Consider the following 26,283-nt stretch of genomic DNA (forward strand, 5'->3'; position numbering starts at 1 on the left):
TTTCAGTGAAGTAAAACAGATAAATGATAAGGGGTGTGGTAAATGGAGCAGCGATCAGAATTCAACTCCAATAGACGCATAAAAGTATTGGATGAACTAATTCAACTGCTAATTCAACACTATGTATGCGCTCACAAAGCAAAAAAAATAGCGAATCATCTAACTACATATAGAGATACAGACCATTACCAGCAACTCACGACTGCAAACCAATTTTGCACACAACTCACACATGATTTACAGGAATGGAGTCAAGATTTACATCTTAAAGTATTTTACTCTTCTAAAAATGATGGTGATAAAAAAAGACGTATACAAGAAACGAATTATGGATTCTATGAAGTAAAGCTTCTAGCAGGTAACATTGGATATATGGATATACGTAGTTTCTCTGACCCTGAACATGCAGGTGACCTAGCTTGTTCAGCCATGCATTTTCTTACACATACGGAAGCCTTAATCATTGACTTACGCCATCATACCGGTGGTCATCCTGCGATGGTTCAATTATTATGCAGCTATTTTTTTCCTTCATTCCCCATCCTGCATCTAAATGATCAATATTTTCGTTCACAAAAACAAGTCGAAAGTTACTGGACTTTGCCATATGTACCAGGTAAACGTTACTTGAAAAAACCTGTTTATGTATTGATTAGTAAAGAAACTTTTTCGGGAGCAGAAGAATTTGCATACAATCTTAAACACTTAAATCGGGCTACATTGGTTGGCGAAACAACCAAAGGAGGAGCACATCCCTGTAAAATACACAAACTATCTGACTCTTTTAATGTGTTGATCCCACATGGGGAATCGATCAATCCAATTACGAAAACCAATTGGGAAGGAACAGGCGTAACACCCCATATTAAAACTCCATCCGAACGAGCATTCGATACAGCTTATCAACTTGCTGTCAAACATCTACAGCATCATTTAGAACACTTTTCCAATCACTTACAAACGGAACTCAAACAAATCTCATTAGGTAAATCAAGCTTATGATACGCAGTAAATCTTCAATGCGAAGATGAAATGTTAATGATAGATGGTGATAAAAACGATATTAATCCTGAAGCTTTTGCGAATTTTTTAGTCTAGGAAAAAAACATCTCATCTCAAAATATCGCAGAGTCATTTCCTATCTCACTGACCTTAAGTAGAGAAGAGCAAATGACTCGTTTTTTGTACATGATACAGATATCGCAGGGTTCTGGATCCTATTTTTTACATGTATCTGGAAGATATTTGGAAAAAATACTTTACGAACTATCTAATAAGGTTTATAATACAAACTAGTCTATATATAATAATTTATATAAAGAGGATGATGATTATGATCATGCCTTTTAAGGAAATGACACGCCTCAACAAGTTGATTCATGAACCGGCTAGACTAGCTGTAATGAATGCACTTTCAGCATGTACCGTTGCAGAATTTCTTTTTTTACAGGAATTAACGGGGCTTACTAAAGGGAATCTTTCCTCACATCTATCTAAGTTAGAAAAAGCAGGTTATATACATATTGATAAACAATTTGTCCGCAAGAAAATTCCACACACAACGATACAGATCACACCAAACGGACAATCTGCACTGTCAAATTATTGGCAACAATTTGATCACATACGTGAATTGACAAAGAAATGGCAAAAGAAAGCATGACCTCTCTTTTGCCATTTCTTTTTGAGGAACTTTGAATTCATGTTTGCTACCTTATAAAAGGAGACCGAATGGGTGTATCAACTAGTCGAACAAGTGCTTAATTCATATCGAGAGTTTGCTATTCTCTTAAGCATCCTAATCAATATAGGAATCAGTATTTCTGGTGTCATGCCAAGTGCTTTTATTACAGCTCTTAATATAAACCTTTTTGGTTTTGTTGGAGGGGTCGTCGTATCCATTATTGGAGAAGCATTAGGTGCCCTTGTTTCTTTCGGGCTATACAGACTGGGGTTCCAAAAATTCATTCAGAAGAAATCTATTAATCACCCTAATATACACCGTCTCTTGGAAGTTGAAGGAAGAGAAGCTTTTATTTTAATTTTTTCACTTCGCCTTCTTCCTTTCGTGCCCTCTGGTCTTGTTACGTTCTTTGCCTCATCGGGGAAAGTTTCATGGCTTGTTTTTGCTTCTGCGAGTACTTTAGGAAAAATACCCGCTCTTTTAATTGAGGCTTATTCTATATATGCCGTGTTAGAGTGGTCATTGCCTGGGAAAATCATACTCGTTGCATTAGCCATAGGTCTATTATTTAGTACTTGGAGACTGCAGCGAAAAAAGTGATTAAGATCGATATTGATCATGATTCGGTTTAAATAAGTCTTCTTCTGTGTTGCGTACAACCGCAAAATGATCCACGTTATAATGACCATGCAAGATTTCATTATGGTACGCGATCACTTTTTCAGGGGATAACGTGGTAGAGCCTAAGGTGGAGTGGCCATCACCAACCAGCGTTACATCAAACCCTGTAATCGTTGCCGTTCGCACTGCTGAGTCAATACAGTGTTGGGTCTCGCATCCCATTACAACTAGATGGCCAATCTCATGTTCAAAGAGATATGTTTTTAGTGGTGTGCCATAAAATGCATTTGTCGCTAACTTATCAAACACTTCTGCATCATTGGGCACATTTACTTTGGGGTGAATCTCAAAGCCAGGACCTTCACCGTTGGCCACATCTTTATCTCGTATAAAGATGATATCAGCCTTTGCTTCCTTTGCCTTTTGAATAACCTGATTGATATTTACTAATAATCGTTCTTTTTCGTATACATCCTCAACTAATTTTTGTTGAACATCAATAATTAATAATGCCTGTTTCAAAAAAACACCCCTTAAATTATAATTCAGCGAAAAAGCCTTGTTTCACTTGCCATGTATCTGTATGTACGACAGATAAATCAGGAAGTCCAATCGATTGCCAGTCCTTTCTACTTAAACGGCTTCCCAGAAGATAACTATACCAAGCGGTGAGGATTCGGCCATGGGAGACAATCGCCGCGGACACAATTTCACAAATGCTTTGATGAAATCGAGCGACTGCTTGGTCATAATCTTCAAAGTCAGGATCAGGGTATCCCTCTAAATAGTCCCCAACTCGTGCTATAAATTGATTGATCGGTAAGAATCCGATCCTTGCTTCTACTTCACGTAGACTTGTACGAACATACATTCGAACCCCTAATTCATTAGCAATTATTTTTGCTGTCTGCTGTGCTTTGATTTCTGGACTATGATATATAACATGGATATCCTCCCATCTCACAGAATCGATGAGCTCTAAAGTCAACTTCTTACCTACTTCAGAACACTTCCATTCCGCTGCAGGTTGATCTGGATCAACTTCTACAGGGGCATGCCGAATCACATATATCCCCTCCCAACAGAGTTCATTGATCATTATATAGAAGGATATGTTATAAGTCTATTCTTATTGATATAAATCATTTAAAATTTTAATATAGATAACGATACGCTCGACTTTCACTCCATCCATCCATCTATGCTATGAAAAGAAAATGAGTAGGGAGGGGATATCGAATCCCCCAACCTCTTACCACTATTTCTGATCGGTGAGAGTAGTTCCGCCATTATTTCTATAGCTCCTAAACAGCGCAACCGAAATGAGCAAACAAGCTAATAAGGTAATGAAGATATTACGGTATATGACTTCGTAAGCAAAGCTCAATTGCCAGTCAATTAGCATTCCAGATAAGGATACACCTAGAGCACCACCAAAAAATTGAACAAGTTGATACATCCCCATCCCAGTGCCGATTTCTTTCTCTGGTAAAATCCTTGATGTTTCATTTGCGATACTAGACGTTAAGGTAGAGAATCCGATACTCATAAATACATAAGCAACCATAATCCAATAGGGTGAAAGACTAGAGAATAATGCAAATAAGGTCGTAGATATGATGAGTAAGGTTTGTCCAGTCAAGATAATGGGAAGGTTTCCGAATCGGTCAATGACCCTACCAATAAATTGAGCTGCAACAGCAGATAATATGGCACCAGGAAAGATGATAAGTCCGATTACCGCCGCTTCTTTATTAAATACTTTTGCAAGCATTAGTGGCATCATAAATAAGGTAGAAAAATGCGTAATAAAAGCGACTTTACTAATCAATAATAATTTTATATAAGGACGCTTTTTCAAAATCGTAGGTTGAATAAACGGGATCGAAAACTTATGGATGTGCTTCCATAATATAGCCAAACTTATGATACTGATCACGAGATAATAGCTAGCAAATGTTGATAAAAATAGTAAGAAACAAGTAACGACAAGCATAGTTAACAATGCACCCATGAAATCAAAACGCACTTTATATGATTCCTCTTTTGGTAAAAGCTTATAGAAAACAGGCAGTAGAAGTACAGAGAAGCTTGTAACAATAAACAAGTAATTCCAACCGAACATCTGAGTAATGGCCCCCCCAACAACAGGACCTAATCCAAAACCAAGTGATGCTGCTGAAGACACAAATGACATTGCTTTTCCTCTTCTAGATACAGGGATATATCTACTTGCGAAAACCATTCCTAATCCCGGTATTGCTCCAGCACCCGCGGCTTGGAGTAATCTTGCCAATAACAGTACTGCGAATGAATCTGCAAACCAGCCAATAATGGAAGCTACACCAAGTAACAATAAGCCGATGAGCAGTAAACGAGAAATGGGCACAAAATCAGATAAGCGACTATAGGTTAGCGTGGCAATAGCAAATATGATCGAATACCCGGATATGATCCAAGACGCTGTCGATGAAGCTAGGGACAGATCTTGGAGTACAGCTGGTAATCCTACATTAAACATTGTGGTGTTCATCACAACAAGTATAATCGTCATGCTCAACAACAGGATGACTTTATTTTCATGTTCTATGGGACCTGCTTTTTTACTAACTGTATGCATAAGTTTCAATCAAACTCCTTGCTTCAAATTGATTGGTTTGGACCAGTAGAGTCACCGGACCAGCCGGTGATCTCATCGTTTAGGATACGCATACACCAATCATTTTTTTCAATATTTAACGCTTTTTCGGCATCTCCATGATAATAACCGAGATACACATGAAGTTCTGTAAGAACACCGTCATACATCAATTTTTTTGCGAAGTAAAGTCTCTCCCTCTTAGTTGTTCTCGTATATGCAGATCGTTTTCTTGTGTTAGATTCAAGTCCCCCATTACATCTCTGGATCATGACGATTCATCTTAATACAGTTTTAATAGATGTTTTGTAGAATCGTACGAAATGGGAGAAATATCATTCTTTATACGACTTAAATAATCTGGGTTTGCTAGCAATGGACGACCAATAGCTGCTAAATCAATCGTTCCTGCGATCAAAGCTTCTTCCGCTTTCGTCGGATTGAGCCCTCCCACACCTATAATTACTTTACTCCAGTACTTTCGTAAAAGCTGAAATATCGTTTTCCCATCTTCACGTACTTCTGAAAAATCTAAAGTAGAAAAATGGATCATTTCAACTCCGCTTTCATGAAATGCTTCAACAAAATCACGAATTGTGGCCTCAAGATCTTCCCACCTATAATGCGGTTGGTCTATTTTCCCTTCTGAAAAACGGATCACGACTCGATTAGCACCTACCACTTCAATGACAGCTCGTAAAACTTCTTTCATGAAAGTAAGACGTTGTTTTAAATTCCCACCATATTCATCCGATCGTTGATTTGAAAAATCTGAATTGAATTGGTCTATCAAGTAACCTCCTGCACCGTGTATCTCAACACCATCAAACCCTGCCTCTATAGCATTTTTAGCTGCTTGGGCATACTCCGAAATGACTTCTTTGATTTCTATTTTGCTCATTTCTTGAGGTAAATCATATGGTTTTCTGTATCTCGGCATAATGCCCTCCGCACGAATAGCTGATGCGGATTGTGGAGGAAGCCCTCCTGTTAATTCGTGATGGGAAAGTCGTCCAACGTGCCAAATTTGAGCAATAATCTTACCACCTTCCTGATGAACTGCATCAGTTACTTTTCTCCAAGCATTGATTTGTTCTTTCGTATATAGCCCTGGAACACCAGAATATCCTTTCCCGCGTGGACTAATAATCGTACCTTCCGTGATGATAAGACCGATTCCATCTGCCGCACGTTTACGATAGTACGCTACGATATCATCTCCTACTACTCCCGTTTCATCATCAGCAAAACACCGTGTCATAGGAGCCATTACAACCCGATTTTTTAGTTGCCAAGCACCAATTTCAACAGGCTCAAAAAATTTGTCTAATGTCGTTTTTGACTTCATTTCTATATTCTCCTTTTAACTGATCTCTGATCTGATCCATTCTTTTAGGTCTGCTACGTGTTGCTCCGAGCATATCCCAATTGCTTTTGTTAACATGTCCTCAAGTGATTCTTTGGCTAGTTCATCATTCCATGCTCGTTCTGCTCTTTCCATGAGACCCGTGAGTATGCACTGATCTGAATCGCATTGAATCACTCGTTGTCCAATCCCCTCTTCTTGAAAAAGAGACCCTCTTCCCTCAACTGCTTGAAACACATCTAACATCGAAATCTCAGAAGGTCGAAGAGCTAATGAAAAACCTCCATTTATCCCTGGAGTGGATTTAACAAGCCCTGCTGTAACAAGCTGTCTGATCTGCTTTTTAAAATAAGAAGTAGAAACATCTAATCGTTTACTTATCGCTTCTGCACTTAAACTCGAACGACTTGGTAACATCGAAAGAATGATGAGTGCGTATAAAGCATGCTCCATGCTAGGCTTCATTCGCATCAAATTCACCTCTCATACATATATATTAAAGATATTCATTATCCTCTTTAAACTTAATATGACAGGATCCATTTGTCAAGAGATACGCCCCCCTCAAATGAATTTTCATTTCCAAATTACATAACAGAGATCCCTTATATGTCAGGTTTCGGAACCACTTCCTTCACATCCCACAGGAATAGTTGCAATAGGTGTCCCATCTGGTGTAATGACGATGGCGGATAGTGACCCGCTATCAAGATGAATCGTGGCAGTTACGCATATCTGACATCGTGTCACGATCATCATTTTCCATTTAAACAAAAGACCTTTCATATTTGATTATAAAAAATGGTACGAATGAATCATGTTTTCGAAGTTTAAAACCCTTACATTCTAAATAAGAGCGAAATATACATAGAGATTCACCAGTTCATTTCATTCTATCCACAATTATTACGAATTTGCCCAACTTTATGAAACGGAGAATTTAGTCATGCAAAATATTGAAAATAGGAAAAAAAAACTGATCATGATGGCTCTGATGCTCGTATTGTTTTTCCAAACTTTCAACAGCACATTAATAGCCGCTGCAACGCCTAAAATTATTGCTGCCATCGGTGGATTTGAGCATTTAGAGTGGATTTTTACGATACGGATGTTTGTCGTAACCATTACGCTTCTGTTAGCCGGTAGTTTATCGGATCAATTCGGAAGACGACGATTATTGCTGATTGGAGTCATCATCTTTACGATTGGAACATTTTTATGTGGGCATGCGACAGGCCTATTTCAGTTTGTTCTTTTTAGGATCATTCAGGCAGTTGGATCGGGCATTCTTACATCGACCTATCTAACCACAATCGGTGATCTTTTCAATCCTAGAGAACGCGGTTTTTGGCAAGGTTTAATGCTTGGTATATTAGGTATTACAGGTTTATTCGGTCCTTTACTTGGAGGCTACATCGTTGATCACTATAGCTGGCAATGGACATTTTGGTTATTCTCACCATTCGGTATGATTGCTTTTGTCGTAATTCAAAAAGCATATCCCAAATGGGAAAACAAACATAAGCATAAAGCGATTGATTACGTAGGCGCATTATTACTAAGTTTATTTTTATTCCTTCTCTTACTCATTTTCACATTAGGTAAATCCACATATGCTTGGTCTTCACTACAAATGACTGTATTAACCTTAGTCGCCTTTGTTATTTTATTTCTGTTCATCAAGTGGGAAAATCAATTGAGCTTTCCGATTCTACCGCTCTATCTATTTAAAAATAGAAATTTTATAGTCGCTAATCTCACGGGGGTTTTGCTCACTGTGGGCATGGCAGGCGCACTCATTTATTCGCCTTTTTATATTCAAGGTGTATTAGGCTTATCTGCAATCCAAACCGGAATAGTAATGATGTATGCCACTTTGGCAATGGCACTATCTGGATTAATGAGTGGCTTTCTTCTATCAAAATCACTTAATTTCAAAATAATGGCGTTGATTGGGATATCCTTTATGGCGATTGGGATGTATTTACATGCCACGCTAACGCCATCTTCCTCTTATACCTATATTACAATACTCATGATTCTCATTGGATTTGGTATTGGGATGAACTATCCGGTCCTAACCATCGCTATCCAAAATTCAGTTGAACAACGATATTTGGGAGTAGCTACTGCTACGATGCAAACATTTCGTTCTCTTGGCAGCACGATTGGAGTGGCTATATTTGGAATTGTCATGAGTATATCGCTTAATAATCAACCAGCCGTTTCTTATCCAGAATTATCTGATCCGCAAATTTTATTAAAGAAGGATCAATTAGAATCCATACGAAATTCACTGTCAATTCAGCAAGTCAATGCGTTTGATACCCAAATCAATTCTCTAAAAATCACTTTCAACGACGCTTTATCCAACGTTTTTGGTCTTGGATTTATTCTCATCCTAATGGCTTTACTATGCGTCTTTCTATTACAACAAATGCCAATTGACTCTAGGAGTGGAAAACATGAAGCATAACCCTTTAACAATAGGTGTATATACCTATAATGGTATGGATTTACTAGATGCAACGGGTCCCATTGAAGTATTCACCTATGCTGCACATCAAACACCTCAAGGAAGAGAAAGAGGCATACAAATTGATACAATTGCTCATACGAAGGAGCCTATTCAAACTTACAGTGGTGTAACAATCGTCCCCACGACTTCTATCAAACATGCACCATTATATGACGTGCTTATCTTGCCTGGCGCTCCAGAATCTGAGCTCATACAGGCCGTTTCGAACAAACAAACACAAACATGGATCACGAAACAAGCACAAGGGAATCAATATACCACTTCTGTTTGTACAGGCGTTTATTTTCTGGCATATGCAGGATTACTTAATGGAAAAAAAGCAACGACACACCATAAAAGTTGTGACTTTTTAGCAACACACTTTCCAGCCATTCACGTTCAAACTCATACGCGTTTTGTTGTTGATCAAACAATCATCACCTCTGGTGGTGTCACGTCTGGAATCGATATGGCCCTCTATTTGGTGGAAACGTTCCTTGGACAAGCAGCTGCTGATCGTGTAAAAGATGGTATTGAATTCAATCCGTGAACTATTCATCCCCGAGATGGGAACTTCTCGTTTCATTGGGCGGCGCTTAGGCTCGAACCGAGCCTAAGCGCCGCCCAATCGTCACATAATAAAAGGTTTAAGGTTAATCGCCATAGGGATTACGGTCTGAGCTAAGTAAATATCCCGTCAGTGGAAGGGAGTTCCTAATAATCTCGCCAATTCATTTGTGTGCGTGTTCAATATTCAGTTACAGCCAGACTTTTTACATATATCTGCTTGATATTTGGAAGAAACACTAAATTAGATCTGCACTACAAACTAGTCTATATAAATAGCAGATCACCCATTAATAAAGCAGCTCCTATACTCATCTCTGCTTACACTAATTGGGGTGAAAAGGAACAAAAAAGGCTTCTTATCAAAGCCTTTTTGAAATTTAATCATTTTCTGCATCTGCTTTTGTTTGGTCTACAGTACCAAAAGGATGCTCAGGGGGGCCGTAAATTGCGTATAACTTCATTGGCTGATTACCCGTATTGACTACATTATGCCACGTACCTGCTGGCACCATGATCGCAAAGCCATCATAAGCTTCAGCCTTAAAATCTAATTGATCTTTTTGCTTACCCATTTGCACTAATCCTTGACCTTGTTCAATACGTAAGAATTGATCTGTGTCAGGGTGAACTTCTAGCCCAATGTCATCCCCTACATCAATACTCATCAAAGTCACTTGTAGATGTTCACCTGTCCAAATCGCAGTACGATAGGTTTGATTTTGTTTCGTTGCTTGATCAATATTGACGACATAAGGCTTTTTACCATAATCTTTTAACGCAACCTTTTCTTCTCTGTGGATCATTAATGGGTGAAATCGTTGAACATTACGTGCATGTTGATAACATGCACGTAGAAATAAATCTTGGATCGCTTTATTTTTCGTTCGCAAAAAACGATTTCGAGATTGTTCATAATCTTTTACCGCAGCTTGATACGCTTTTCGAATTCCCGCTTGATAATTTTGATCGGATAAATGACCCGCTTCATGTGTATGAGGTTCTTTCCCTATTAGTAGCGTATATATCTGTTTAAATTGATTCACTTGATCTTTTGCACCTTCTATCGCTTCACGAATTGCGTATTCGTGTTCTCCGTTAGGTGCGGACGCCGTTAAACCACGATATAAACGAAGTGCATTTTCTCCGCTTTGTATCTCTCCCGCTATCGCTTCCAGTATGTAATGATCTTCTGGTTCGTCTATATGGAAGTTTACTGGATAAGGATTCGGATTACCGTTATACATAGGATACACGCCGTACATCTCCCCCCTGTGATTTCAATGTATATTCCTATCATTTTTGTTGTACAAACCCTTTCTATCACACTTACATATTATGATCTTAAATGAAGTTCTGTAGGAGTGAGCATATGATAAAAAGCAAAAGAGGACTGCATATTAGGATTAACCAGCAAAATCTGTCATGCACAACTTACCGCGTCATTGTAGTAGATATAAATGAAAGATTATATATCCTTGAAGTAGAAACACAACAACGCTTTGTCTTAAGCGAGTCTGAAGACGAGTTACTCAGAGAACTTTTTAGCAGCTTCATCGGCACTGAGGATCAAAATTTTGCAAATGCAAACATGCTCTTGCTCGATATTTGTACTTACCAAAATCAAATCATTACCATCCTCAGGAGAGATCACTATCGGTTATTAGACGCTATCTCATCGGTGACAGCAAACCGATTTCTTTCAAATATACCGCAATGATCTTCACTAGGTGGAGTTTCTACTCCATCTAGTGCCCCTGCTTATCCGCTGTGAGCCGTACAATTTCTCTCTATATCTTCCCATTTCAAATAGAGGCGCTTAATATCTTCTTCTACAAGTTGATCACCAGATTGTACTTCAATAAATTCCAAATCTGTGCTTGCATATAAACCGTGCAAGGAGCCAACTGGTATATGCCGGATATCTGAAGGGGCAACATCATAAATCTTTCCATTAAATGCTAGCTTGCCCCTCCCTTTTGTTATGGTCCATACTTCTTCCCGATGATTATGCATCTGGTAGCTAATATTTTTACCTGCATAAAGAAATACACGTTTTACGAGTGTCTCGTGATCATGCTCAACTTGATGATCTAATACTTTATACCAACCCCACTGCCGTTCTTCATACATGGGTCGTGATAAGAAAGTGTCTTTAAAATGCTTGACATGGTTACTCATCGCTTTATCAGCTACCAATATCCCATCTTGACTTGCAGCAATGATACAATCATTCATTCCTAATGCAATAATAGGAATGTTGAGTTCGTTTACGAGATGCGTATTAATCGACTTTGAGTCAATCCTCCCTTTCCCATTTCGGTGAACGGGCATTTCTTCCGTAAGCGATTCCCAGGTTCCTAAATCCTTCCATAATCCGTGAAATGAAACTACTTTTTTATTGGGTTCATTTTCAATGATCTCATAGTCAAAACTTGTACAAGGTAATGTGTGATACGATTCAAGTAACTGATGATAAGTGTTGGGATAGCCCCCCTCATTTAATTTAGAGAGTAAATAGCCACATTTAAAAGCAAATACACCACTATTCCACATAGCACCTTCTTCGATTAGTTTTGACGCTGTAGTACGATCTGGTTTCTCAACAAACCGCTCAACAAGTCGTGCATCTTGGGTCTCTTCATTTTGAGGAACGATATATCCGTAACGCTCTGAAGGGGTATTCGCCTTAATCCCCATTAACGCGACATGAGTATCTTGAGATTGTATGATCGCATCAAGGTTGAGAAGTGATTCAAAAAAATGATCATCTACATAAAGATCTACAGGAATCACAATGATTGTCTCATCTGCTGTAACTTCTGAAAATAATTGTAAATAGGTTGTTGCTAAAGAAATGGCTGGAAAAGTATCTCGTTGAGCGGGTTCTATTACAAGTGGTACGGATGCTCCGATTTGCTGGGAAATCATACTTTTTTGCCCTTCATGGGTAGCTATGATCGCATTATCAGTCAATCCCAATTGTGTCAATTGCCGCCAGTTTCTTTGAATCATTGATTCCTTCAATCCTTGCTCATGATCTAATAGACGTAAAAACTGCTTCGAGCGAATCTGATTAGAAAGCGGCCATAATCGCTTACCCATTCCACCCGATAACAAAACGAGTCGCATAGTAAGCACCTCCTTTTTCATTTTATAAATTCTGAAAAGTTGTTTCGATTAAATTCTCCTTCGTGATTTGCAAAAGTAATTTTGCCGTACAATTTTCTGTTATCAAGATACTGTGGAATATTCTGTTTCCTTAAGCCATCACTAAAAATAACATATTCATGACGACCGCTTCCATCTAAGTACTGCACATACTCTAGTATGTCATTTCGTATAAAATACGTACAATGAACCACATCCACTTCATAAGTACCTTTGATCTTTTGATAAAAAAGTTGGTAGTATAGCTCATTCTCTTTAAAATAGCCATGCTCGTCTGTAGCAGCATGAAAGTTAGAATAAAGTAGATTAGGTTGATCAGCGTTTATCAAAAATGGAGCGATTACGGGTTTCCCAGTCTGATAAAGTTTTTCTAGTGTATCTGGCGCGATAAAATTATCACAATCGACAACGAAGTAATGGCTATCTCTTTGTAATGCCCATTTTATTGAATCTTGACGAAATCCCCCTAAAATTTTGAAGCGCAAGCCATTCCATTCATGGGGTGCAAACTTTTCGATGGGTTCTGCCACATCACTAGCATCGAAATAGATTTCACCATACCTGCCTTGTACACTTTCAATCCAATTTTCCAATGCGTGTGCCGTATGATCCGTATTATTATTAGTCCTTATGTAAAGATTGATTTGCTCAGATGGATAGGTTTGTTCTTCAATACACCGCAAGTAGTACGGTAATATATGTTCTTTATCTTTTGCTAAAATGGCGATTGTAACCTTCTCATTCATTTTATGAGACAATACGTAATCCTCCTTTCTAATCTATATATGAATATGGTCATACCCTATAAAATATGCAACCTACTACTCCCCAACAAATAAAGCGCCCTGCACTGTGCTGTTTCTCAAAGTGGGTACATAGGATGTAACATTTATATTTATGATTGCGATGGAGGGGTTTTGATGAATCAAGCTTATTTACATTGGTTAAACCACCCTAAAATAGATCAAAAAACACGACAAGAGTTAAATGAAATAACAGATATAAACGAGATTGAAGATCGATTCTATCAGTATCTACCGTTTGGTACTGGAGGTATTCGAGGTCTACTCGGTGCTGGCACCAATCGTTTAAATCAATATACCATTAGAAGAATTAGTGATGGTGTTGCAAGATATTTTCTTGATAAAAAAAAGGATCACCATAAAGATGCAATTGTAATTGCCTACGATTGTCGTCTTCATTCTCGTGATTTCGCACTTGAATCTGCCATGGTGTTCGCCCATTATGGTATTCCTGTTTATCTGTTTGCAGAATTACGTCCAACTCCATTACTCAGTTTCACAGTTCGTTATTTACGTGCCCTAGGTGGTATCGTGATCACGGCTAGTCACAATGCTGCTCCATATAATGGTTATAAGGTATACGGAGCAGATGGTGCTCAATTACTCCCAGAAGAAACCCAGCAAATTTCCCGTAAAATTGATGAAGTAAAGGATGAGATCGACCTTTCTGTCTATCCATTACAGGAGGTACACGCACAAGGGCAACTACATTGGCTCGGTAAAGAAATCGATGAACAATATTTATCTTATCTTTGTCGTGAAAATTTCGATCTCCAAAAAAACAGCCCTATTCGAGTCGTATTCACACCACTACACGGAACAGGAACCACACTTATTCCCAGCAGTTTAAAGAGATTAGGATTTCATAACCTCTATCTTGTTCCTGAGCAATCTTTTCCTGACCCTAATTTTTCTACAGTAGGCACACCCAATCCCGAAAAAGTTGAGTCGCTCAATATGGCCAAGAAGCTGGCACAAGAAGTTGGAGCTGATGTGGTTATTGGTAGTGATCCTGATGCAGATCGGGTAGGTGTGATGATTAGGTGTAATCAAGAAATTCATTCCCTCACGGGGAATCAGATAGGCGTACTATTATTATATTATCGTCTTTATCTAGCGAAGATACAGGGAACACTACCTGATGATGGTATCGCTTTGAAAACAATCGTCACCTCTGATATGGGAGAAAAAATTGCCTCTCACTATGGAGTTAAAATGATGAATGTGTTAACTGGATTTAAGTACATTGCGGCAAAAATAGAGGAAATCGAACAAGAAAATATGGGAACATTCATGATGGCCTATGAGGAGAGTTGTGGTTATCTGATGGGTAATTGGGTGCGTGATAAAGATGCCATTCAAGCATCAGCTTGGATTTGTAATATGGCTGCCCATTTTCATAGCATTGGACTTACTTTAAAACAAGTACTCCATCAATTATTTGAGCGATTTGGTTACTATCATGAAGCGCAATACGTACTACATTATCCTGGAAAAGAAGGAAAAAGACAGATGATGCAGTTCATGGCGTACCTTCGTAATCATCCACCTATTGATTTAGGCAATAAAAAAGTAATTCGTATGGAAGATTATCAATCCGGATTCAATTCATTGCCTCCTTCCAATGTCTTGAAAATTCATTTAGAAGATCAAAGCTGGGTTGCGATTCGACCTTCTGGAACAGAACCGAAATTAAAATTTTACTTGAGTGTAGTCGATGATTCACACGAACTTGCGGAGAAAAAGATGATTGAGATAAAAAAGGGAATCGAGGATATTGTTTGTATTACAAACTAGTATGCATTTTTCTACTTTTTTCACAAATAAAAAGTCTAATTTCTCAATATTACACGAGAGAAGTTAGACTTTTTTAACCTTATTCAGTCAAGCAGCTCACTTGATGCAATAAGAATCAATTCTTTGTAGTTCATTTTTATCATTGAAAGTATAGACATCACTGGCTGATACAAAAGATAACCGTTCACCATTGCGAATAAATTCAGCTGTTCCATTTACTGCTACGCAATTTTTTTCAGAAATGACATTCAATGTGGTAAATTTAGTGGTGATCGTTTCGAAATAATTTGAAACTTGCTTGCATTCTTCTATCACAGCTTCTCTACCTACTAAGGTTTTGTCCCCAACGATATTCCATTCTAGTGTTTTTGCTAGAAATGGAAATGTAGTCTCAAAATTACCATTAGAAAAAGACTCTGCTATTTGTTTTTGTGTAAGGACAGGGTCTACTGAAGTCATCGTTCAATCCCCCCTCAAAAATGAGATATATTTCATTATATAATATAAACGTACAAATGTCTTGCAGAATATGGCTATCTTTCACCTCGTTTGTCACTGTCGATCGAACACCTACGCACATCGACCGAGTGCATAGAGCTCCTTCTGAAGCGTCCATCATCTCTTTATGTTTATGCAGATGGACGCTTTGGTTGATATTGTTTGCGATACAAACTGGTATGTTTTAACCTTTTTATAACATAAGATTAGCTACTATCATTTCGATACAAATAATCAAAACCGTCCCCAATCCTATCCATCCAATTTTATTTAGTAATTCATTTTGTTTTTCTGGAATTTCACCAATCGATGCCGTGAGTAAGATCCGGGATGGATTCGCCATAATTAAGTGGGACGAGCTTGTATTTTGGGCAAATGCAACCCAATTTGGAGATAATCCCAATTGATTGGCTGTTTGTACCTGCAGATTAATAAACATCGAATTTGATCCGGTATTACTCCCAGCTAAAAACCCTCCTAATCCTCCGATAAGCGGAGAAATATAGAAAAACATACCTCCGAATAATAAAGCTGCATTTACAGAAAGAATATGAATCATGCCTGATACGGACATCACTTCAGCCATGATGACAAAAAACAAGGTCGAGATAATAACAGGTGTCCATTGCCTAAAAGTTTTATGTAAACTGATTTTAATATGATTACCTTCTATATTAAAAATGACAATCGTAAAGATACAGGCCAGAAAAAGAAAAAAACCTGGATTAAAGATAATCGGTAGTGTGTGCTGATACTCAGGTAACGCAATGACCAGATTATTAGTCGAAAAATTCTTATACCATGGGATAATACGTGAAGAGAGCAACAAAACGACAAGAAAGAGATAAGGGCTTAGCGCTTTAAATGGATGATGTGTAGCGCCGTCTCTCGTTACTGCTACTTGGCTTACAGATAACGGTTTTTTTTGGAAGAGTTGAATAAGAACAAGTTCTACTCCTAGTGCCACCATAGATCCAAATACACCAGCTAGCTCTACACTGATAAAATGTGAAAACGCCCATACAGATCCCCCTAAAGTGAGGGCGATAAAGAGAATTTCAAAAAATCTCCTTTTAATTCCCACCCATCCATCAGCAATAAAAGCAATGATGTACGAAAAATAGATAAAGGTTGGAATTGAAAGCAAAGCAGTACCTGCGCCCAATTCTTGTGCAGAAAGCCCCGCCAAATTAGCACCAATCACAGTTCCAGTTGCAAGTGAGCCCCACGGTACTGCACTTAAACTGACTAATGATATAAGAACAGCTTTATAAGGCTTGAATCCCAATGCGATTAGGATGGGCGCAATTACAATTGCAGCCAATCCAAATCCACTGGAAGACTCGATCAGTGGGGACAGAGCTACTGCCAAGATGAGTACTTGTCGTACTGGATCTTCAGTCGATTTTGCTACAAGTGCAGCAAAAGAGCGAATCACCCCTTCTTCATTCATGAGATTGAATAATAGAATACCAAATAGTAACACGTACGCAACAATTGAAGTAGTAAGTAACCCCTTAATCACTGGGTAAGGAATGTCTATTAATAATAACTCGAATTCAGGTAAAATGAACGCTATGATGATACTGGCTACACAACCTACGATACCTGCACGTACTACCGATTGCTTCAAAACAAACAGCATAAGTAACACGATTAAAATGGGTGAAATGGCTAGTATGACTTCCAAATATTTGCTCCCCCTTTTTTGGATAATCAAAAACACTGAAAAACCTTTATAACTTATCAACTTACAAGGATTAATGCTTTTTTAAAAGAATATACTTTTTTATCAAAAACTACAATACTTTTTTGATAAAAAAGTATATTCAGTGTTGACTAAATAGACAATAGATAATATATTCAATATTGAGTATACAACTAAGGGGGTTTAGCTATGTTGCTTGAATGGTATATGGAGAAAGCGCTGTTAAAAGGGGTGAAAAACAAATTAGGAAGAAAAACCGCTGAAGTCGTTAGTAGAGAGTATAAAAACATTGTGACAGAGAGCCAACATTGGGTTGTGGATCGTCCTACCCAATTTAATTTAGTATTTGTAGCCATGAGCCTAGCGCTCTACCGTGTAGTCCGTCTTCAGGAGACAAAAGAAGCGTTTGAAGACATACTCCGCTATGTCCTTTACCAACGTACACAACGCAAAAATCAAAAATGGATGCGTCTTTTCCTGAAAATAGACCCAAATCCCTTTAAGCGCATTGTCCTCATCTCCAAAAGCAAGCATGATAAGCATTATGGAAACAAACACTTTACACATGAAGTTACGGAGGATAATGCTCATTTTTTTATCCACCATGTAAAAAAATGTTTTTATTATAATTTTTTTACAGCCCATCACACCCCAGAATTAACAGCTATTTTTTGTGAAATGGACAATGTATGGGGAACGCTTATTGAAAATCACCCTAAAGTTCGATTTTCACGTCCACAGACGATTGCACAAGGAGATTCACACTGTGTTTTTATTCACGAAAATCTGACTATTTCAAAGAAACGTGCATGAAAGTGATTTTAAATGTAAAATATATCATATTAACCTTTGAAGTGGATTACAACCAGGTGGAGAAGCTGCTCCATCTGGTTCACGATATAAGAGCGAGGTGATCATTTGACGAAATTAATGGTATTAGGCTTCTTAATTCGCAATGCCATGTCGGGCTATGAAATCCAACAAATTGCTAACCATAGCGGGATGGAGAACTGGGCAAATGTCCTACCTGGTTCGATTTATCACGCCTTAAAAAAATTAGAGCAAGAGGGATTGATTCAGATCAAAGCTCATGAGCAAGTGGGCAACCGTTCCAAAGCCATTTATCAGATTACAGATAAAGGGAAAGAAACTTACCATCAACTCCTCTTGCAGACTGCATCTGAAGTAAATGTTCTCTTTTCCAGTACATTTTACACGGCCTTGCTTTTTCTAAACGATTTGCCTGACGAAGATGCGCGTGTTGCGATCTCTACACAACAAAAGCGTTTAGAAAAAAGCCTAGAAGAATTTTATCACATCCGCAAACAAAAAGAACGTCACTTACCCCCTAGAGGAGAAGCGACATTCGCACATATGGAAGCTCAACTTTTGAGCTACCAAAAATTGCTCCAACAAGTTCGTGACAGTTTAGAACAGAATAGCTAAGTTCGCTATTCTGTTCTTATTCACGAAGACAAGTGAGTACTACGCAACGAAATATATTTCGTTTCAACAAAGGCGTCTAATCCAATGCGCCCGCCTTCTCTACCTATTCCTGACTCCTTATATCCTCCAAAAGGAGCCTGGGCAGCTGAAGGGGCGCCATCATTAATGCCTACAATTCCATATTCTAATGAATCGGATACACGAATCGCACGCCCAATATCATTTGTATATAAATAAGCAGCTAATCCAAATGGTGTATCATTTGCTTTTTGAACCGCTTCCTCATCCGAAGCGATCGTCTGAATCGAAACCACAGGTCCAAATGTTTCTTCATGTTGAATAAGCATGTCATCCGTTACATTTGTGAGAACGGTAGGTTCATAAAATAGTTCCCCCAGAGAACTACGCTTCCCACCAATGGTTAAGCTAGCTCCTTTCTCACAAGCATCTTCAATATGTTTTTCCACTTTAAGCACGGCGTCTTTATTGATGAGCGGTCCAATGTCTACACCTTGATCTAAACCATTCCCTAATTTAAGTTGTGCTACTTTCTCTGTAAAAATCCTTATGAAATCAGTCGCTACTTTCTTTTGTACATAGATCCGATTCGTACAAATACAAGTTTGTCCAGCATTTCGAAACTTGTTATGTACGACCTGCTCAGCTGCATCCGCTAAATCTGCATCATCCAATATGATCGAAGGTGCATGTCCGCCCAGTTCCAGACTTAAATTCTTCATGGTATGAGAAGCTTTATTCATAATCTCTTTTCCGACTTCAGTTGATCCAGTAAATGTCACTTTTCTTATCCGTGGATCTGATAGCATCACATCACCAATACTTTTAGATTCCGTTGTGGTTACAAGGTTTATTACGCCCTTAGGAACACCTGCATCTGCAAACAGTTCCACAATGCGACAAGCTGTGAGCGGGGTTAATGCTGCTGGTTTTATGATAACGGTACATCCCACCGCTAGTGCTGGCGCAATTTTACGGGTGATCATCGCAGCCGGGAAGTTCCAAGGTGTAATAGATGCTACGACACCAACGGGTTCTTTACGGACTAAGATGCGTTTGTCGATATGAGAGGCTGGTATAGTCTCTCCATAGACGCGATAAGCTTCCTCACTATACCAACGCACAAAGTCAGCTGCATATTGGATTTCGCCACGTGCTTCTTGTAAGGATTTACCCTGTTCTTGCGTCATAATTTGAGCCAATTCATCTTTGGCAGCGATCATCTTATCATATACATTTCTTAACAGCTCAGCTCGCTCTGACGCTACTTTTTTAGACCACATCGGAAAAGCTTCATAGGCAGCTTGAATCGCTTTATGAGTATCCGCTTCATCGGCATCTGCTACTTCTGCCAAACCGTCTTGTGTAGCTGGATTATATACGGTAAAATATTTTCCACTTTCTGCTGATATCCATTCTCCATTAATATACAAGTCCTTTTTCATTTCTATTCCTTCCCTTCGATTTGGTATTGAACCGGACAATCAATTAAAACCGGCTTCTTCATCTTTATCGCTTGAAGTAACATAGGCTTTAAATCTAAGGCTTTATCAATTCTGAGTGCCTCTAACCCATATGCATGAGCTAAGTCTATGAGATCAGGGTTTTGAAAAGAAATATGATGTGCATGATGATGTTTCGTATACTGTTCCCACTCTATTAAGCCGTAACCTCCATCTCTCCATACCATGATGATAATCGGAAGTTGTAGCCGAACTGCCGTTTCCAACTCTTGCACATTCATCTGAAATCCGCCATCTCCACAAACTGCAACGATCGGTCTCGATGGATGAACCAACTGAGCGCCAATCGCTTGTGGCAATGCAGTCCCCATCGTTGCCAGTCCATTAGAAATAAAACAGGTATGCGGTTGGTGGACTGGAAACATGCGTCCAAGCCATAATTTATGAGCACCTACATCTGAAATGACAATCCCGTCTTCGGGTAAGGCATCTCGAAGCTCATATAAGATTTTGGAGGGAGTGAGTGGATATGATTGATTATGTTGAGCTTGCTCCCATTCACTACGAATTGCTTGTCGTGTTTGTTTGAATGTTTCGTCTATATTTTTTTTATTTTGATCAGTGATCAACCCGATACGCTTTAAATTTTGTTTTAGACTTCCCGTAATCGTTGCTACAACAGGATAATGCTTATCGATCGCTGGTGAGTCATGATGAATATGGACAATGGGTGTAGCCTTTTTATTCCATTTAGCAGGCGGATATTCAATGTAATCATATCCAACTGTGACAATCAAATCTGCATGTAGGAGTGCTTGATCTACGATATCTTCTCCTTTCATTCCCACACTCATGACATGTAGTGGATGTGACCACGGTACAGCTCCTTTACCCATAAATGTTTCCACAACAGGTGCCTGAAAAGCTTCTGCAAATGTAATCATTTCCTGATGTGCATGATCTCGAATTACGCCATTGCCCACAAGCACAAGCGGACGTTCCGCCTTATTTATCTGTTCTACCACGCTTTGGATTGTATGATCATCTGCTTGTACCGTTGCTTGAATGGGTGGCCTATCTTCTGCCATACGCGTCACTTCCAATTCAGCTACATTTTCTGGTAATTCAAGAAATACCGCTCCTGGTTTTTCGGCTTTTGCCGTTTGTATAGCAGATTGTACAATCTCTTGTGCGGTTTCTGGTTCTCTAATCGTTTCACTCTTCTTCGTGACCGGCTTAAAAAGTGAAACTAAGTCAATATATTGATGTGCCTCTTGGTGCATTTTATTTGTATGTGTTTGCCCACTTATCGCAATTAAAGGAAAGGCATCGGCAGTTGCATTTGCAACCCCAGTCAACATATTGGTTGCTCCTGGCCCTAAAGTGGATAGACAAACTCCTACGGTGCCTGATAATTTCCCTACCATACCAGCCATCATAGCAGCTGTTTGTTCATGCTTGGCGACGATAAATTCAATACTAGAGCGCTCTACTGCTTCTAAAAAATCAATATTTTCTTCACCTGGAACTCCAAAGATCCAGCGAACGCCCTCTTTCTCTAATTGTGAAATGATGACATCAGATACATTCATATGATTACCCCTTTTTACAATTACGTTAGTTTATTTTTACCCCACTCCAATCGAGTTAAACTTCTGATACCATCACAGGACATGCAGTTATTATTTATTATAATATTTTTTATATTCATACATACAAATTTACGAGGAGGTGATATGATGCCGATTATACTATTTCAGATCGCATTAATTATCATTATTATTCATGCTGGCTATGTAGCATTTAAAAGCATTGAAAGTAAAGATTGGGTAACGTTTGCCTATCAAATTGCGGTCGGATTCGCTGCTATATGGTTCTTTTTATATAACACCTAACACAAGCAAGAGCCTCCTTCGATTTAGAGGAGGCTCTTGCTTGTTATAGATCACCAAAATCGAGTGAGCTCGCTTTGGTATAGTTGGTTACTTTTTGTTCAAAAAAATCGGTTTTAGTCGCATTTAAGTTTGAAAATGACTCTACCCATTTCATAGGATGTGTCGTTACTTCAGGATATAAGATCTCTAATCCCAAACGACTTAATCGCTCATTTGCAATAAATTTAATATACTTCTCCAAAATTTCATTAGTAATACCTTGAATTTGGTTGTTTGTAATGTATTGTCCCCATTCGATCTCATGTTCCACTGCCGTGCGTGTCATTTCACGCAATTCTTCGGTCATTTCCGCAGTAAACATGGCGGGATTTTCATTTCTTAACTCTTTAATCATATTTTGGAAAAGCACAACATGCGTCAATTCATCTCTTTGAATATATTTAATGATCGTTGCAGTTGCCGTCATTTTTCCTAAGCGCGCAAGCGCATAAAAGAAAGAGAAACCACTATAAAAATAAAGAGACTCTAATAAGAAGTTAGCCATACACGATTTCACAAAGTTCACATCGTTTGGCTCATCCACAAACTGTTGATACAGATCTGCAATAAATCGATTACGCTTTAAAAGGTGTGTATCATGACGCCATTCATCATAGATATTTTCCCTAGTTTCGGGGGAACAAACACTATCTAAAATGTAACTGTACGACTGCGCATGGATTTCCTCTTGAAAAGTTTGGATGTTTAGTAAAGAATTCACCTCAGGTGCAGTCACATACTCATTGATATTAGGCAAATTTTCACCTTGTATGGAGTCAAGAAAATTTAAAAATGAGATCGTTTTATCAAATGCTCGTCTCTCTTCTGCAGACAGATTTTGAAATTCCTTGGCATCGGATGCCAATGGAATTTCTTCTGGAATCCAAAAGTTATTTAACATGGTTCGATAAAGCTTATGGGCCCAATCATACTTAATACGATTCCATTCACGCAAATTAGTCGTGTTCCCATTAATTAAACGTTGTGTTCCACGTTGTCCATGTTCATTAAAAATCTTTTTTCTCTCTAGCTTAGCCATGTTAGATCTCCTTTAGCAAAAATTAAGATGAACAACTAGCACAGTCTTCTACATCTACAGATTGATTTCTTACGTAATACAATGTTTTCAATCCGTTTTCCCATGATTCTATATATAAATCCAAAAATTCACGTGCACTGGTCTCTGGTGTAATGTACAGATTGAGAGATTGCGCTTGATCGATGTGATGCTGCCTTCTACCTCCTGCACGAATGCTGTAGCTTTGGTCAATTAGATGCGCTTCTTTATAGTACCATGTGGTCTCTTGATTGAGATTGGGTGCAGTTTGTGGGATAACAGCTGAACGTTTTTCTTCCACAAAATACTTGGCATACACAGGATCAATTCCTGCTGTAGAACCTGCAATGAGCGAAGTAGATCCTGTAGGAGCAACCGCAAACACCCATGCGTTTCGCATACCATTTTGAGCCACGTCCATTTGTAGTTCGTTCCAGCGCTCACTGGTATAACCGCGAGACTCAAAATATGCGCCAGTTTGCCATTCACTTCCTTCAAATACTTTGTAGCTTCCCTTCTCTTTTGCAATTTGCATGGATGCACGAATCGTGTGATACGCAATTTCCTCATACAAACGGTCTGCTTCTATAATGTGTTCTTCTGATTCCCACATAATCTTATTTTGTGCTAGATATTGATGATATCCGCTTGTTCCAAGACCAATTGCACGATATTTTTTATTTGTGATTTCAGCTTGACGTACAGGATAGATATTCAAATCAATTACGTTATCTAACATTCTTACTTGAGTCGAAACAATGCGTTTGATATCTTCATACGATTGTATACGACCCAAATTGATGGAAGAAAGGTTACACACAACAAAATCTCCTGGTTTTGTCTTCGTCACAATCACACCATCTTCAATTTCTTCTTGCAGAAGCTGTGTTGGAGACATGTTCTGGCAGATCTCCGTACACAAGTTAGAAGAGTAAATCATCCCCTCATGCTTGTTCGGATTAGCGCGATTTACAGTATCACGAAAGAATACAAAAGGAGTGCCCGTTTCAAATGCACTTACCATAATCCGCTTCATGATATCAATTGCCGCAATCTCAGTTTTATGAATCCCAGGATGGGCCACACATTCGTGATAGCGCTTTTCAAACGCTTCGCCCCAGTAATCTTCTATGGAATAACCCATCACTTCACGAACTTCGTGTGGATCAAATAAATACCACGTACCTCTCTCTTTTACTGTTTCCATAAATAGATCTGGAATACAAACACCTGGAAAAATATCATGTGCTTTTAAACGGTCATCACCATTGTTTGTTTTTAAGTTTAAGAAATCAAGAATATCATTGTGCCAAATATCTAGATAGATGGCAAATGCGCCACGACGCACGCCGAGTTGATCTACAGCCACTGCTGTATTGTTATAATTACGAATCCATGGTATTACGCCACCTGAAGCTCCTTTATGACCCCGTATTTTGGAACCTTTAGAGCGTACTTTTCCGAGATAAATTCCGACGCCACCGCCATGCTTAGAAACTTGTGCCGTTGAGGTATTCGTATTGTAGATTGACCATAACGAATCATCAACGGTATCAATAAAGCAAGATGATAGTTGATGCAGTGGTTTACCCGCGTTAGATAAAGTAGGTGTCGCAACAGTCATTTCTAATTTAGATAAGACATCATAAAATTGTTTAGCCCACCTTACTTTTTCTTTTTCGTTTTGTGCTAAATGCATGGCGATGACCATAAACCGTTCTTGGGGTAATTCCATCACCTTTGCTTCAAAATCCCGTACAAGATACCGATCTGCTAACACTTTTAACCCAATGTAATTAAATAATAAATCCCGTTCTGGACTGATGTATGCTTGTAATTCGTTGATATCCTCACGTGTGTAGTGTTCAAGCAAATATGCACCGTATAAACCTTGTTCAGTTAATTTATGTAGCAAGGTATACAGATTACCATACTTATCATCTACTTTATAATTGCGGTTTGTTGCCGCTTCGCGATATAATTGAAAGGTTAAAAACTGAGAAGCAACAAACTGCCAATCAGGTTCCTCTACACTCGTCTTTTCAACCGCAGTTTGGATAATGGTTGCAAGAACTTCTTCGTCGTCCATCGTTTCCTTTAATTGTAAAGTCACTTCATCTATCATAACTTCTTTGCTGAGATGATCAAACCTTGTAAATACCGTATCGATCATTTGAGTAAAAGGAGTAAGTTTCTCATTCATTACTGCACTTAGCATCTTCCATCACATCCGATCCCCATATATAGTAACTATTGTAGTATAACGAATACTAGATGTTGTGTAAACTGAAAATATGAGGGAAATTCAACCTCTCATTAGTCAATAATTAGCTGGCTATCATTTCGTCATTTTTTCTCTCTTATACGAACTGCTCTAGTAGTTGACGACTACAAAAACAATAGTATACCAGATTATGAATATCATTTTCATTAGGATCACAAGAAAGTTTATAATCATACACAGGAAAATGATGTAAAATTATAGGAGGGTAAATATGAAAATTCGGAAAACAGCACGTATCCTGCTACTTAATGAGCAAAATCAGTTGCTTCTATTCCATATGATAAATGGGATCAATCAAAGTGGAACCGTCTGGTTTTCTCCAGGTGGAGGCGTGGAGGATAACGAAACCTACGAAGAGGCCGCCCAGCGTGAGCTAAAAGAAGAAACAGGTATTACCACTCAGGTAGAATGGGGGCCAGTCGTCTGGATTCGGGAAATCGATTTGATATGGAAAGGGACCAAGAACCGCTTTATTGAACACTATTACCTCGCCTATGTGCGTCACATCTCCATCAGCTTAGCACACATGACCACGCTTGAAAAAGAAAACTACCTCTCACATCATTGGTGGACCTTACAAGAGTTAGAAGAAACAGCAGAAAATATCTTTCCCATCCATATCGCCACACATCTACGTCCGATCATAAATGGGCATATTCCAAAAAAACCTATTTCTATTTTGTGAAATCGGACGCCCTTATAGAGACGTC

The 26,283-nt window shown here is 38.6% G+C and carries 27 protein-coding genes; 11 read left to right on the top strand and 16 right to left on the bottom strand.

Annotated features, from left to right (window positions below):
- The first annotated feature begins 42 nt into the window (after positions 1-42).
- The 3 genes from IC619_RS00645 (at position 43) to IC619_RS00655 (ending at position 2,284) form a co-directional block, all read left to right on the top strand.
- Positions 43-1,002 carry a S41 family peptidase gene (locus IC619_RS00645; RefSeq protein WP_191138181.1) on the top strand — a complete coding sequence of 320 codons (960 nt, stop codon included), beginning with the start codon at positions 43-45 and terminating at the stop codon, positions 1,000-1,002.
- A gap of 337 nt (positions 1,003-1,339) precedes the next feature.
- Entirely contained in the window at positions 1,340-1,663 is a 324-nt protein-coding gene (locus tag IC619_RS00650) for a transcriptional regulator (RefSeq protein ID WP_249669660.1), read from the top strand.
- Between the two features lie 72 nt (positions 1,664-1,735).
- The gene (locus IC619_RS00655) at positions 1,736-2,284 is read left to right on the top strand and encodes a TVP38/TMEM64 family protein (RefSeq protein ID WP_347239740.1); all 549 of its coding nucleotides are present in this window, start codon (positions 1,736-1,738) and stop codon (positions 2,282-2,284) included.
- On the opposite strand, the gene IC619_RS00660 is transcribed toward IC619_RS00655, so the two are convergent.
- From IC619_RS00660 to IC619_RS00690, 7 genes are all read right to left on the bottom strand, one after another.
- Complete coding sequence (locus IC619_RS00660; RefSeq protein WP_191138183.1) at positions 2,285-2,827, bottom strand: isochorismatase family protein; 543 nt, start codon at positions 2,825-2,827, stop codon at positions 2,285-2,287.
- 16 nt (positions 2,828-2,843) lie between these two features.
- Positions 2,844-3,371 (bottom strand): histidine phosphatase family protein, encoded by a 528-nt coding sequence (locus IC619_RS00665; protein WP_191138184.1) that lies wholly within the window; start codon positions 3,369-3,371, stop codon positions 2,844-2,846.
- A gap of 192 nt (positions 3,372-3,563) precedes the next feature.
- Positions 3,564-4,925: an MFS transporter gene (locus IC619_RS00670; RefSeq protein ID WP_191138185.1), complete on the bottom strand. Its 1,362-nt coding sequence runs from the start codon at positions 4,923-4,925 to the stop codon at positions 3,564-3,566.
- A gap of 23 nt (positions 4,926-4,948) precedes the next feature.
- Entirely contained in the window at positions 4,949-5,215 is a 267-nt protein-coding gene (locus tag IC619_RS00675; RefSeq protein WP_191138186.1) for a hypothetical protein, read from the bottom strand.
- A gap of 11 nt (positions 5,216-5,226) precedes the next feature.
- Positions 5,227-6,291 carry an oxidoreductase gene (locus IC619_RS00680; RefSeq protein ID WP_191138187.1) on the bottom strand — a complete coding sequence of 355 codons (1,065 nt, stop codon included), beginning with the start codon at positions 6,289-6,291 and terminating at the stop codon, positions 5,227-5,229.
- 15 nt (positions 6,292-6,306) lie between these two features.
- Positions 6,307-6,780, bottom strand: coding sequence for an RrF2 family transcriptional regulator (locus IC619_RS00685; protein ID WP_191138188.1), 474 nt, complete (start codon positions 6,778-6,780; stop codon positions 6,307-6,309).
- Positions 6,781-6,921: 141 nt separating this feature from the next.
- On the bottom strand, positions 6,922-7,083 hold the full coding sequence (locus tag IC619_RS00690) for a hypothetical protein (RefSeq protein ID WP_191138189.1): 162 nt from the start codon (positions 7,081-7,083) through the stop codon (positions 6,922-6,924).
- Between the two features lie 172 nt (positions 7,084-7,255).
- Here IC619_RS00690 and IC619_RS00695 point away from each other — a divergent pair, with 172 nt between their 5' ends.
- On the top strand, positions 7,256-8,785 hold the full coding sequence (locus IC619_RS00695) for a DHA2 family efflux MFS transporter permease subunit (protein ID WP_191138190.1): 1,530 nt from the start codon (positions 7,256-7,258) through the stop codon (positions 8,783-8,785).
- Positions 8,775-9,377 (top strand): DJ-1/PfpI family protein, encoded by a 603-nt coding sequence (locus IC619_RS00700; protein ID WP_191138191.1) that lies wholly within the window; start codon positions 8,775-8,777, stop codon positions 9,375-9,377. Before IC619_RS00695 ends, IC619_RS00700 begins: the two co-directional genes overlap by 11 nt.
- A 397-nt stretch (positions 9,378-9,774) precedes the next feature.
- Here IC619_RS00700 and IC619_RS00705 read toward each other — a convergent pair whose 3' ends face one another.
- Positions 9,775-10,641, bottom strand: coding sequence for a cupin domain-containing protein (locus IC619_RS00705; protein ID WP_249669682.1), 867 nt, complete (start codon positions 10,639-10,641; stop codon positions 9,775-9,777).
- 125 nt (positions 10,642-10,766) lie between these two features.
- Between IC619_RS00705 and IC619_RS00710 the strand changes: the two genes are divergently transcribed.
- Entirely contained in the window at positions 10,767-11,114 is a 348-nt protein-coding gene (locus IC619_RS00710; RefSeq protein ID WP_191138202.1) for a hypothetical protein, read from the top strand.
- A gap of 41 nt (positions 11,115-11,155) precedes the next feature.
- On the opposite strand, the gene IC619_RS00715 is transcribed toward IC619_RS00710, so the two are convergent.
- Both IC619_RS00715 and IC619_RS00720 read right to left on the bottom strand, forming a co-directional pair.
- Entirely contained in the window at positions 11,156-12,526 is a 1,371-nt protein-coding gene (locus tag IC619_RS00715; RefSeq protein WP_191138203.1) for a sugar phosphate nucleotidyltransferase, read from the bottom strand.
- A gap of 17 nt (positions 12,527-12,543) precedes the next feature.
- Positions 12,544-13,323 carry a glycosyltransferase family 2 protein gene (locus IC619_RS00720; protein WP_249669663.1) on the bottom strand — a complete coding sequence of 260 codons (780 nt, stop codon included), beginning with the start codon at positions 13,321-13,323 and terminating at the stop codon, positions 12,544-12,546.
- A gap of 162 nt (positions 13,324-13,485) precedes the next feature.
- On the opposite strand from IC619_RS00720, the gene IC619_RS00725 reads away from it, so the two are divergent.
- Positions 13,486-15,165, top strand: a complete 1,680-nt coding sequence (locus IC619_RS00725) for a phospho-sugar mutase (protein WP_191138204.1) — start codon at positions 13,486-13,488, stop codon at positions 15,163-15,165.
- Between the two features lie 96 nt (positions 15,166-15,261).
- On the opposite strand, the gene IC619_RS00730 is transcribed toward IC619_RS00725, so the two are convergent.
- On the bottom strand, positions 15,262-15,624 hold the full coding sequence (locus IC619_RS00730; RefSeq protein ID WP_191138205.1) for a nuclear transport factor 2-like protein: 363 nt from the start codon (positions 15,622-15,624) through the stop codon (positions 15,262-15,264).
- A 232-nt stretch (positions 15,625-15,856) separates the two neighbouring features.
- On the bottom strand, positions 15,857-17,353 hold the full coding sequence (locus IC619_RS00735) for an L-lactate permease (protein WP_191138206.1): 1,497 nt from the start codon (positions 17,351-17,353) through the stop codon (positions 15,857-15,859).
- Positions 17,354-17,560: 207 nt separating this feature from the next.
- Between IC619_RS00735 and IC619_RS00740 the strand changes: the two genes are divergently transcribed.
- Both IC619_RS00740 and IC619_RS00745 read left to right on the top strand, forming a co-directional pair.
- Positions 17,561-18,184, top strand: coding sequence for an L-2-amino-thiazoline-4-carboxylic acid hydrolase (locus IC619_RS00740; RefSeq protein ID WP_191138207.1), 624 nt, complete (start codon positions 17,561-17,563; stop codon positions 18,182-18,184).
- Between the two features lie 105 nt (positions 18,185-18,289).
- Positions 18,290-18,817 (top strand): PadR family transcriptional regulator, encoded by a 528-nt coding sequence (locus IC619_RS00745; RefSeq protein WP_191138208.1) that lies wholly within the window; start codon positions 18,290-18,292, stop codon positions 18,815-18,817.
- Positions 18,818-18,837: 20 nt separating this feature from the next.
- Here the strand turns inward: IC619_RS00745 and IC619_RS00750 are convergent, their stop codons facing one another.
- A complete protein-coding gene (locus IC619_RS00750) occupies positions 18,838-20,280 on the bottom strand; it encodes an NAD-dependent succinate-semialdehyde dehydrogenase (protein ID WP_191138209.1) in 1,443 nt (480 codons plus the stop codon).
- A 2-nt stretch (positions 20,281-20,282) separates the two neighbouring features.
- On the bottom strand, positions 20,283-21,890 hold the full coding sequence (locus IC619_RS00755; protein WP_191138210.1) for an acetolactate synthase large subunit: 1,608 nt from the start codon (positions 21,888-21,890) through the stop codon (positions 20,283-20,285).
- A 147-nt stretch (positions 21,891-22,037) separates the two neighbouring features.
- On the opposite strand from IC619_RS00755, the gene IC619_RS00760 reads away from it, so the two are divergent.
- The gene (locus IC619_RS00760) at positions 22,038-22,193 is read left to right on the top strand and encodes a hypothetical protein (RefSeq protein ID WP_191138211.1); all 156 of its coding nucleotides are present in this window, start codon (positions 22,038-22,040) and stop codon (positions 22,191-22,193) included.
- A gap of 43 nt (positions 22,194-22,236) precedes the next feature.
- Here IC619_RS00760 and IC619_RS00765 read toward each other — a convergent pair whose 3' ends face one another.
- Positions 22,237-23,271, bottom strand: coding sequence for a ribonucleotide-diphosphate reductase subunit beta (locus IC619_RS00765; RefSeq protein WP_191138212.1), 1,035 nt, complete (start codon positions 23,269-23,271; stop codon positions 22,237-22,239).
- A 22-nt stretch (positions 23,272-23,293) separates the two neighbouring features.
- The gene (locus IC619_RS00770) at positions 23,294-25,507 is read right to left on the bottom strand and encodes a ribonucleoside-diphosphate reductase subunit alpha (protein ID WP_191138213.1); all 2,214 of its coding nucleotides are present in this window, start codon (positions 25,505-25,507) and stop codon (positions 23,294-23,296) included.
- A gap of 277 nt (positions 25,508-25,784) precedes the next feature.
- Here IC619_RS00770 and IC619_RS00775 point away from each other — a divergent pair, with 277 nt between their 5' ends.
- A complete protein-coding gene (locus tag IC619_RS00775; protein ID WP_191138214.1) occupies positions 25,785-26,258 on the top strand; it encodes an NUDIX hydrolase in 474 nt (157 codons plus the stop codon).
- Positions 26,259-26,283 lie beyond the last annotated feature (25 nt).

The sequence above is a fragment of the Polycladospora coralii genome (assembly GCF_014773435.2).
Classification (GTDB): Bacteria; Bacillota; Bacilli; order Thermoactinomycetales; family Thermoactinomycetaceae; genus Polycladospora; species Polycladospora coralii.

Bases quoted from the DNA above. Each gene is read 5' to 3' on its own strand.
- IC619_RS00770 (WP_191138213.1), bottom strand. From the start codon at position 25,507: ATGCTAAGTGCAGTAATGAATGAGAAACTTACTCCTTTTACTCAAATG.
- IC619_RS00695 (WP_191138190.1), top strand. From the start codon at position 7,256: ATGCAAAATATTGAAAATAGGAAAAAAAAACTGATCATGATGGCTCTG.
- IC619_RS00760 (WP_191138211.1), top strand. From the start codon at position 22,038: ATGCCGATTATACTATTTCAGATCGCATTAATTATCATTATTATTCAT.
- IC619_RS00685 (WP_191138188.1), bottom strand. From the start codon at position 6,780: ATGCGAATGAAGCCTAGCATGGAGCATGCTTTATACGCACTCATCATT.
- IC619_RS00675 (WP_191138186.1), bottom strand. From the start codon at position 5,215: ATGATCCAGAGATGTAATGGGGGACTTGAATCTAACACAAGAAAACGA.
- IC619_RS00645 (WP_191138181.1), top strand. From the start codon at position 43: ATGGAGCAGCGATCAGAATTCAACTCCAATAGACGCATAAAAGTATTG.
- IC619_RS00750 (WP_191138209.1), bottom strand. From the start codon at position 20,280: ATGAAAAAGGACTTGTATATTAATGGAGAATGGATATCAGCAGAAAGT.
- IC619_RS00650 (WP_249669660.1), top strand. From the start codon at position 1,340: ATGCCTTTTAAGGAAATGACACGCCTCAACAAGTTGATTCATGAACCG.
- IC619_RS00715 (WP_191138203.1), bottom strand. From the start codon at position 12,526: ATGCGACTCGTTTTGTTATCGGGTGGAATGGGTAAGCGATTATGGCCG.
- IC619_RS00740 (WP_191138207.1), top strand. From the start codon at position 17,561: ATGTTGCTTGAATGGTATATGGAGAAAGCGCTGTTAAAAGGGGTGAAA.
- IC619_RS00725 (WP_191138204.1), top strand. From the start codon at position 13,486: ATGAATCAAGCTTATTTACATTGGTTAAACCACCCTAAAATAGATCAA.
- IC619_RS00705 (WP_249669682.1), bottom strand. From the start codon at position 10,641: ATGTATAACGGTAATCCGAATCCTTATCCAGTAAACTTCCATATAGAC.
- IC619_RS00765 (WP_191138212.1), bottom strand. From the start codon at position 23,271: ATGGCTAAGCTAGAGAGAAAAAAGATTTTTAATGAACATGGACAACGT.
- IC619_RS00680 (WP_191138187.1), bottom strand. From the start codon at position 6,291: ATGAAGTCAAAAACGACATTAGACAAATTTTTTGAGCCTGTTGAAATT.
- IC619_RS00730 (WP_191138205.1), bottom strand. From the start codon at position 15,624: ATGACTTCAGTAGACCCTGTCCTTACACAAAAACAAATAGCAGAGTCT.
- IC619_RS00775 (WP_191138214.1), top strand. From the start codon at position 25,785: ATGAAAATTCGGAAAACAGCACGTATCCTGCTACTTAATGAGCAAAAT.
- IC619_RS00710 (WP_191138202.1), top strand. From the start codon at position 10,767: ATGATAAAAAGCAAAAGAGGACTGCATATTAGGATTAACCAGCAAAAT.
- IC619_RS00700 (WP_191138191.1), top strand. From the start codon at position 8,775: ATGAAGCATAACCCTTTAACAATAGGTGTATATACCTATAATGGTATG.
- IC619_RS00755 (WP_191138210.1), bottom strand. From the start codon at position 21,890: ATGAATGTATCTGATGTCATCATTTCACAATTAGAGAAAGAGGGCGTT.
- IC619_RS00670 (WP_191138185.1), bottom strand. From the start codon at position 4,925: ATGCATACAGTTAGTAAAAAAGCAGGTCCCATAGAACATGAAAATAAA.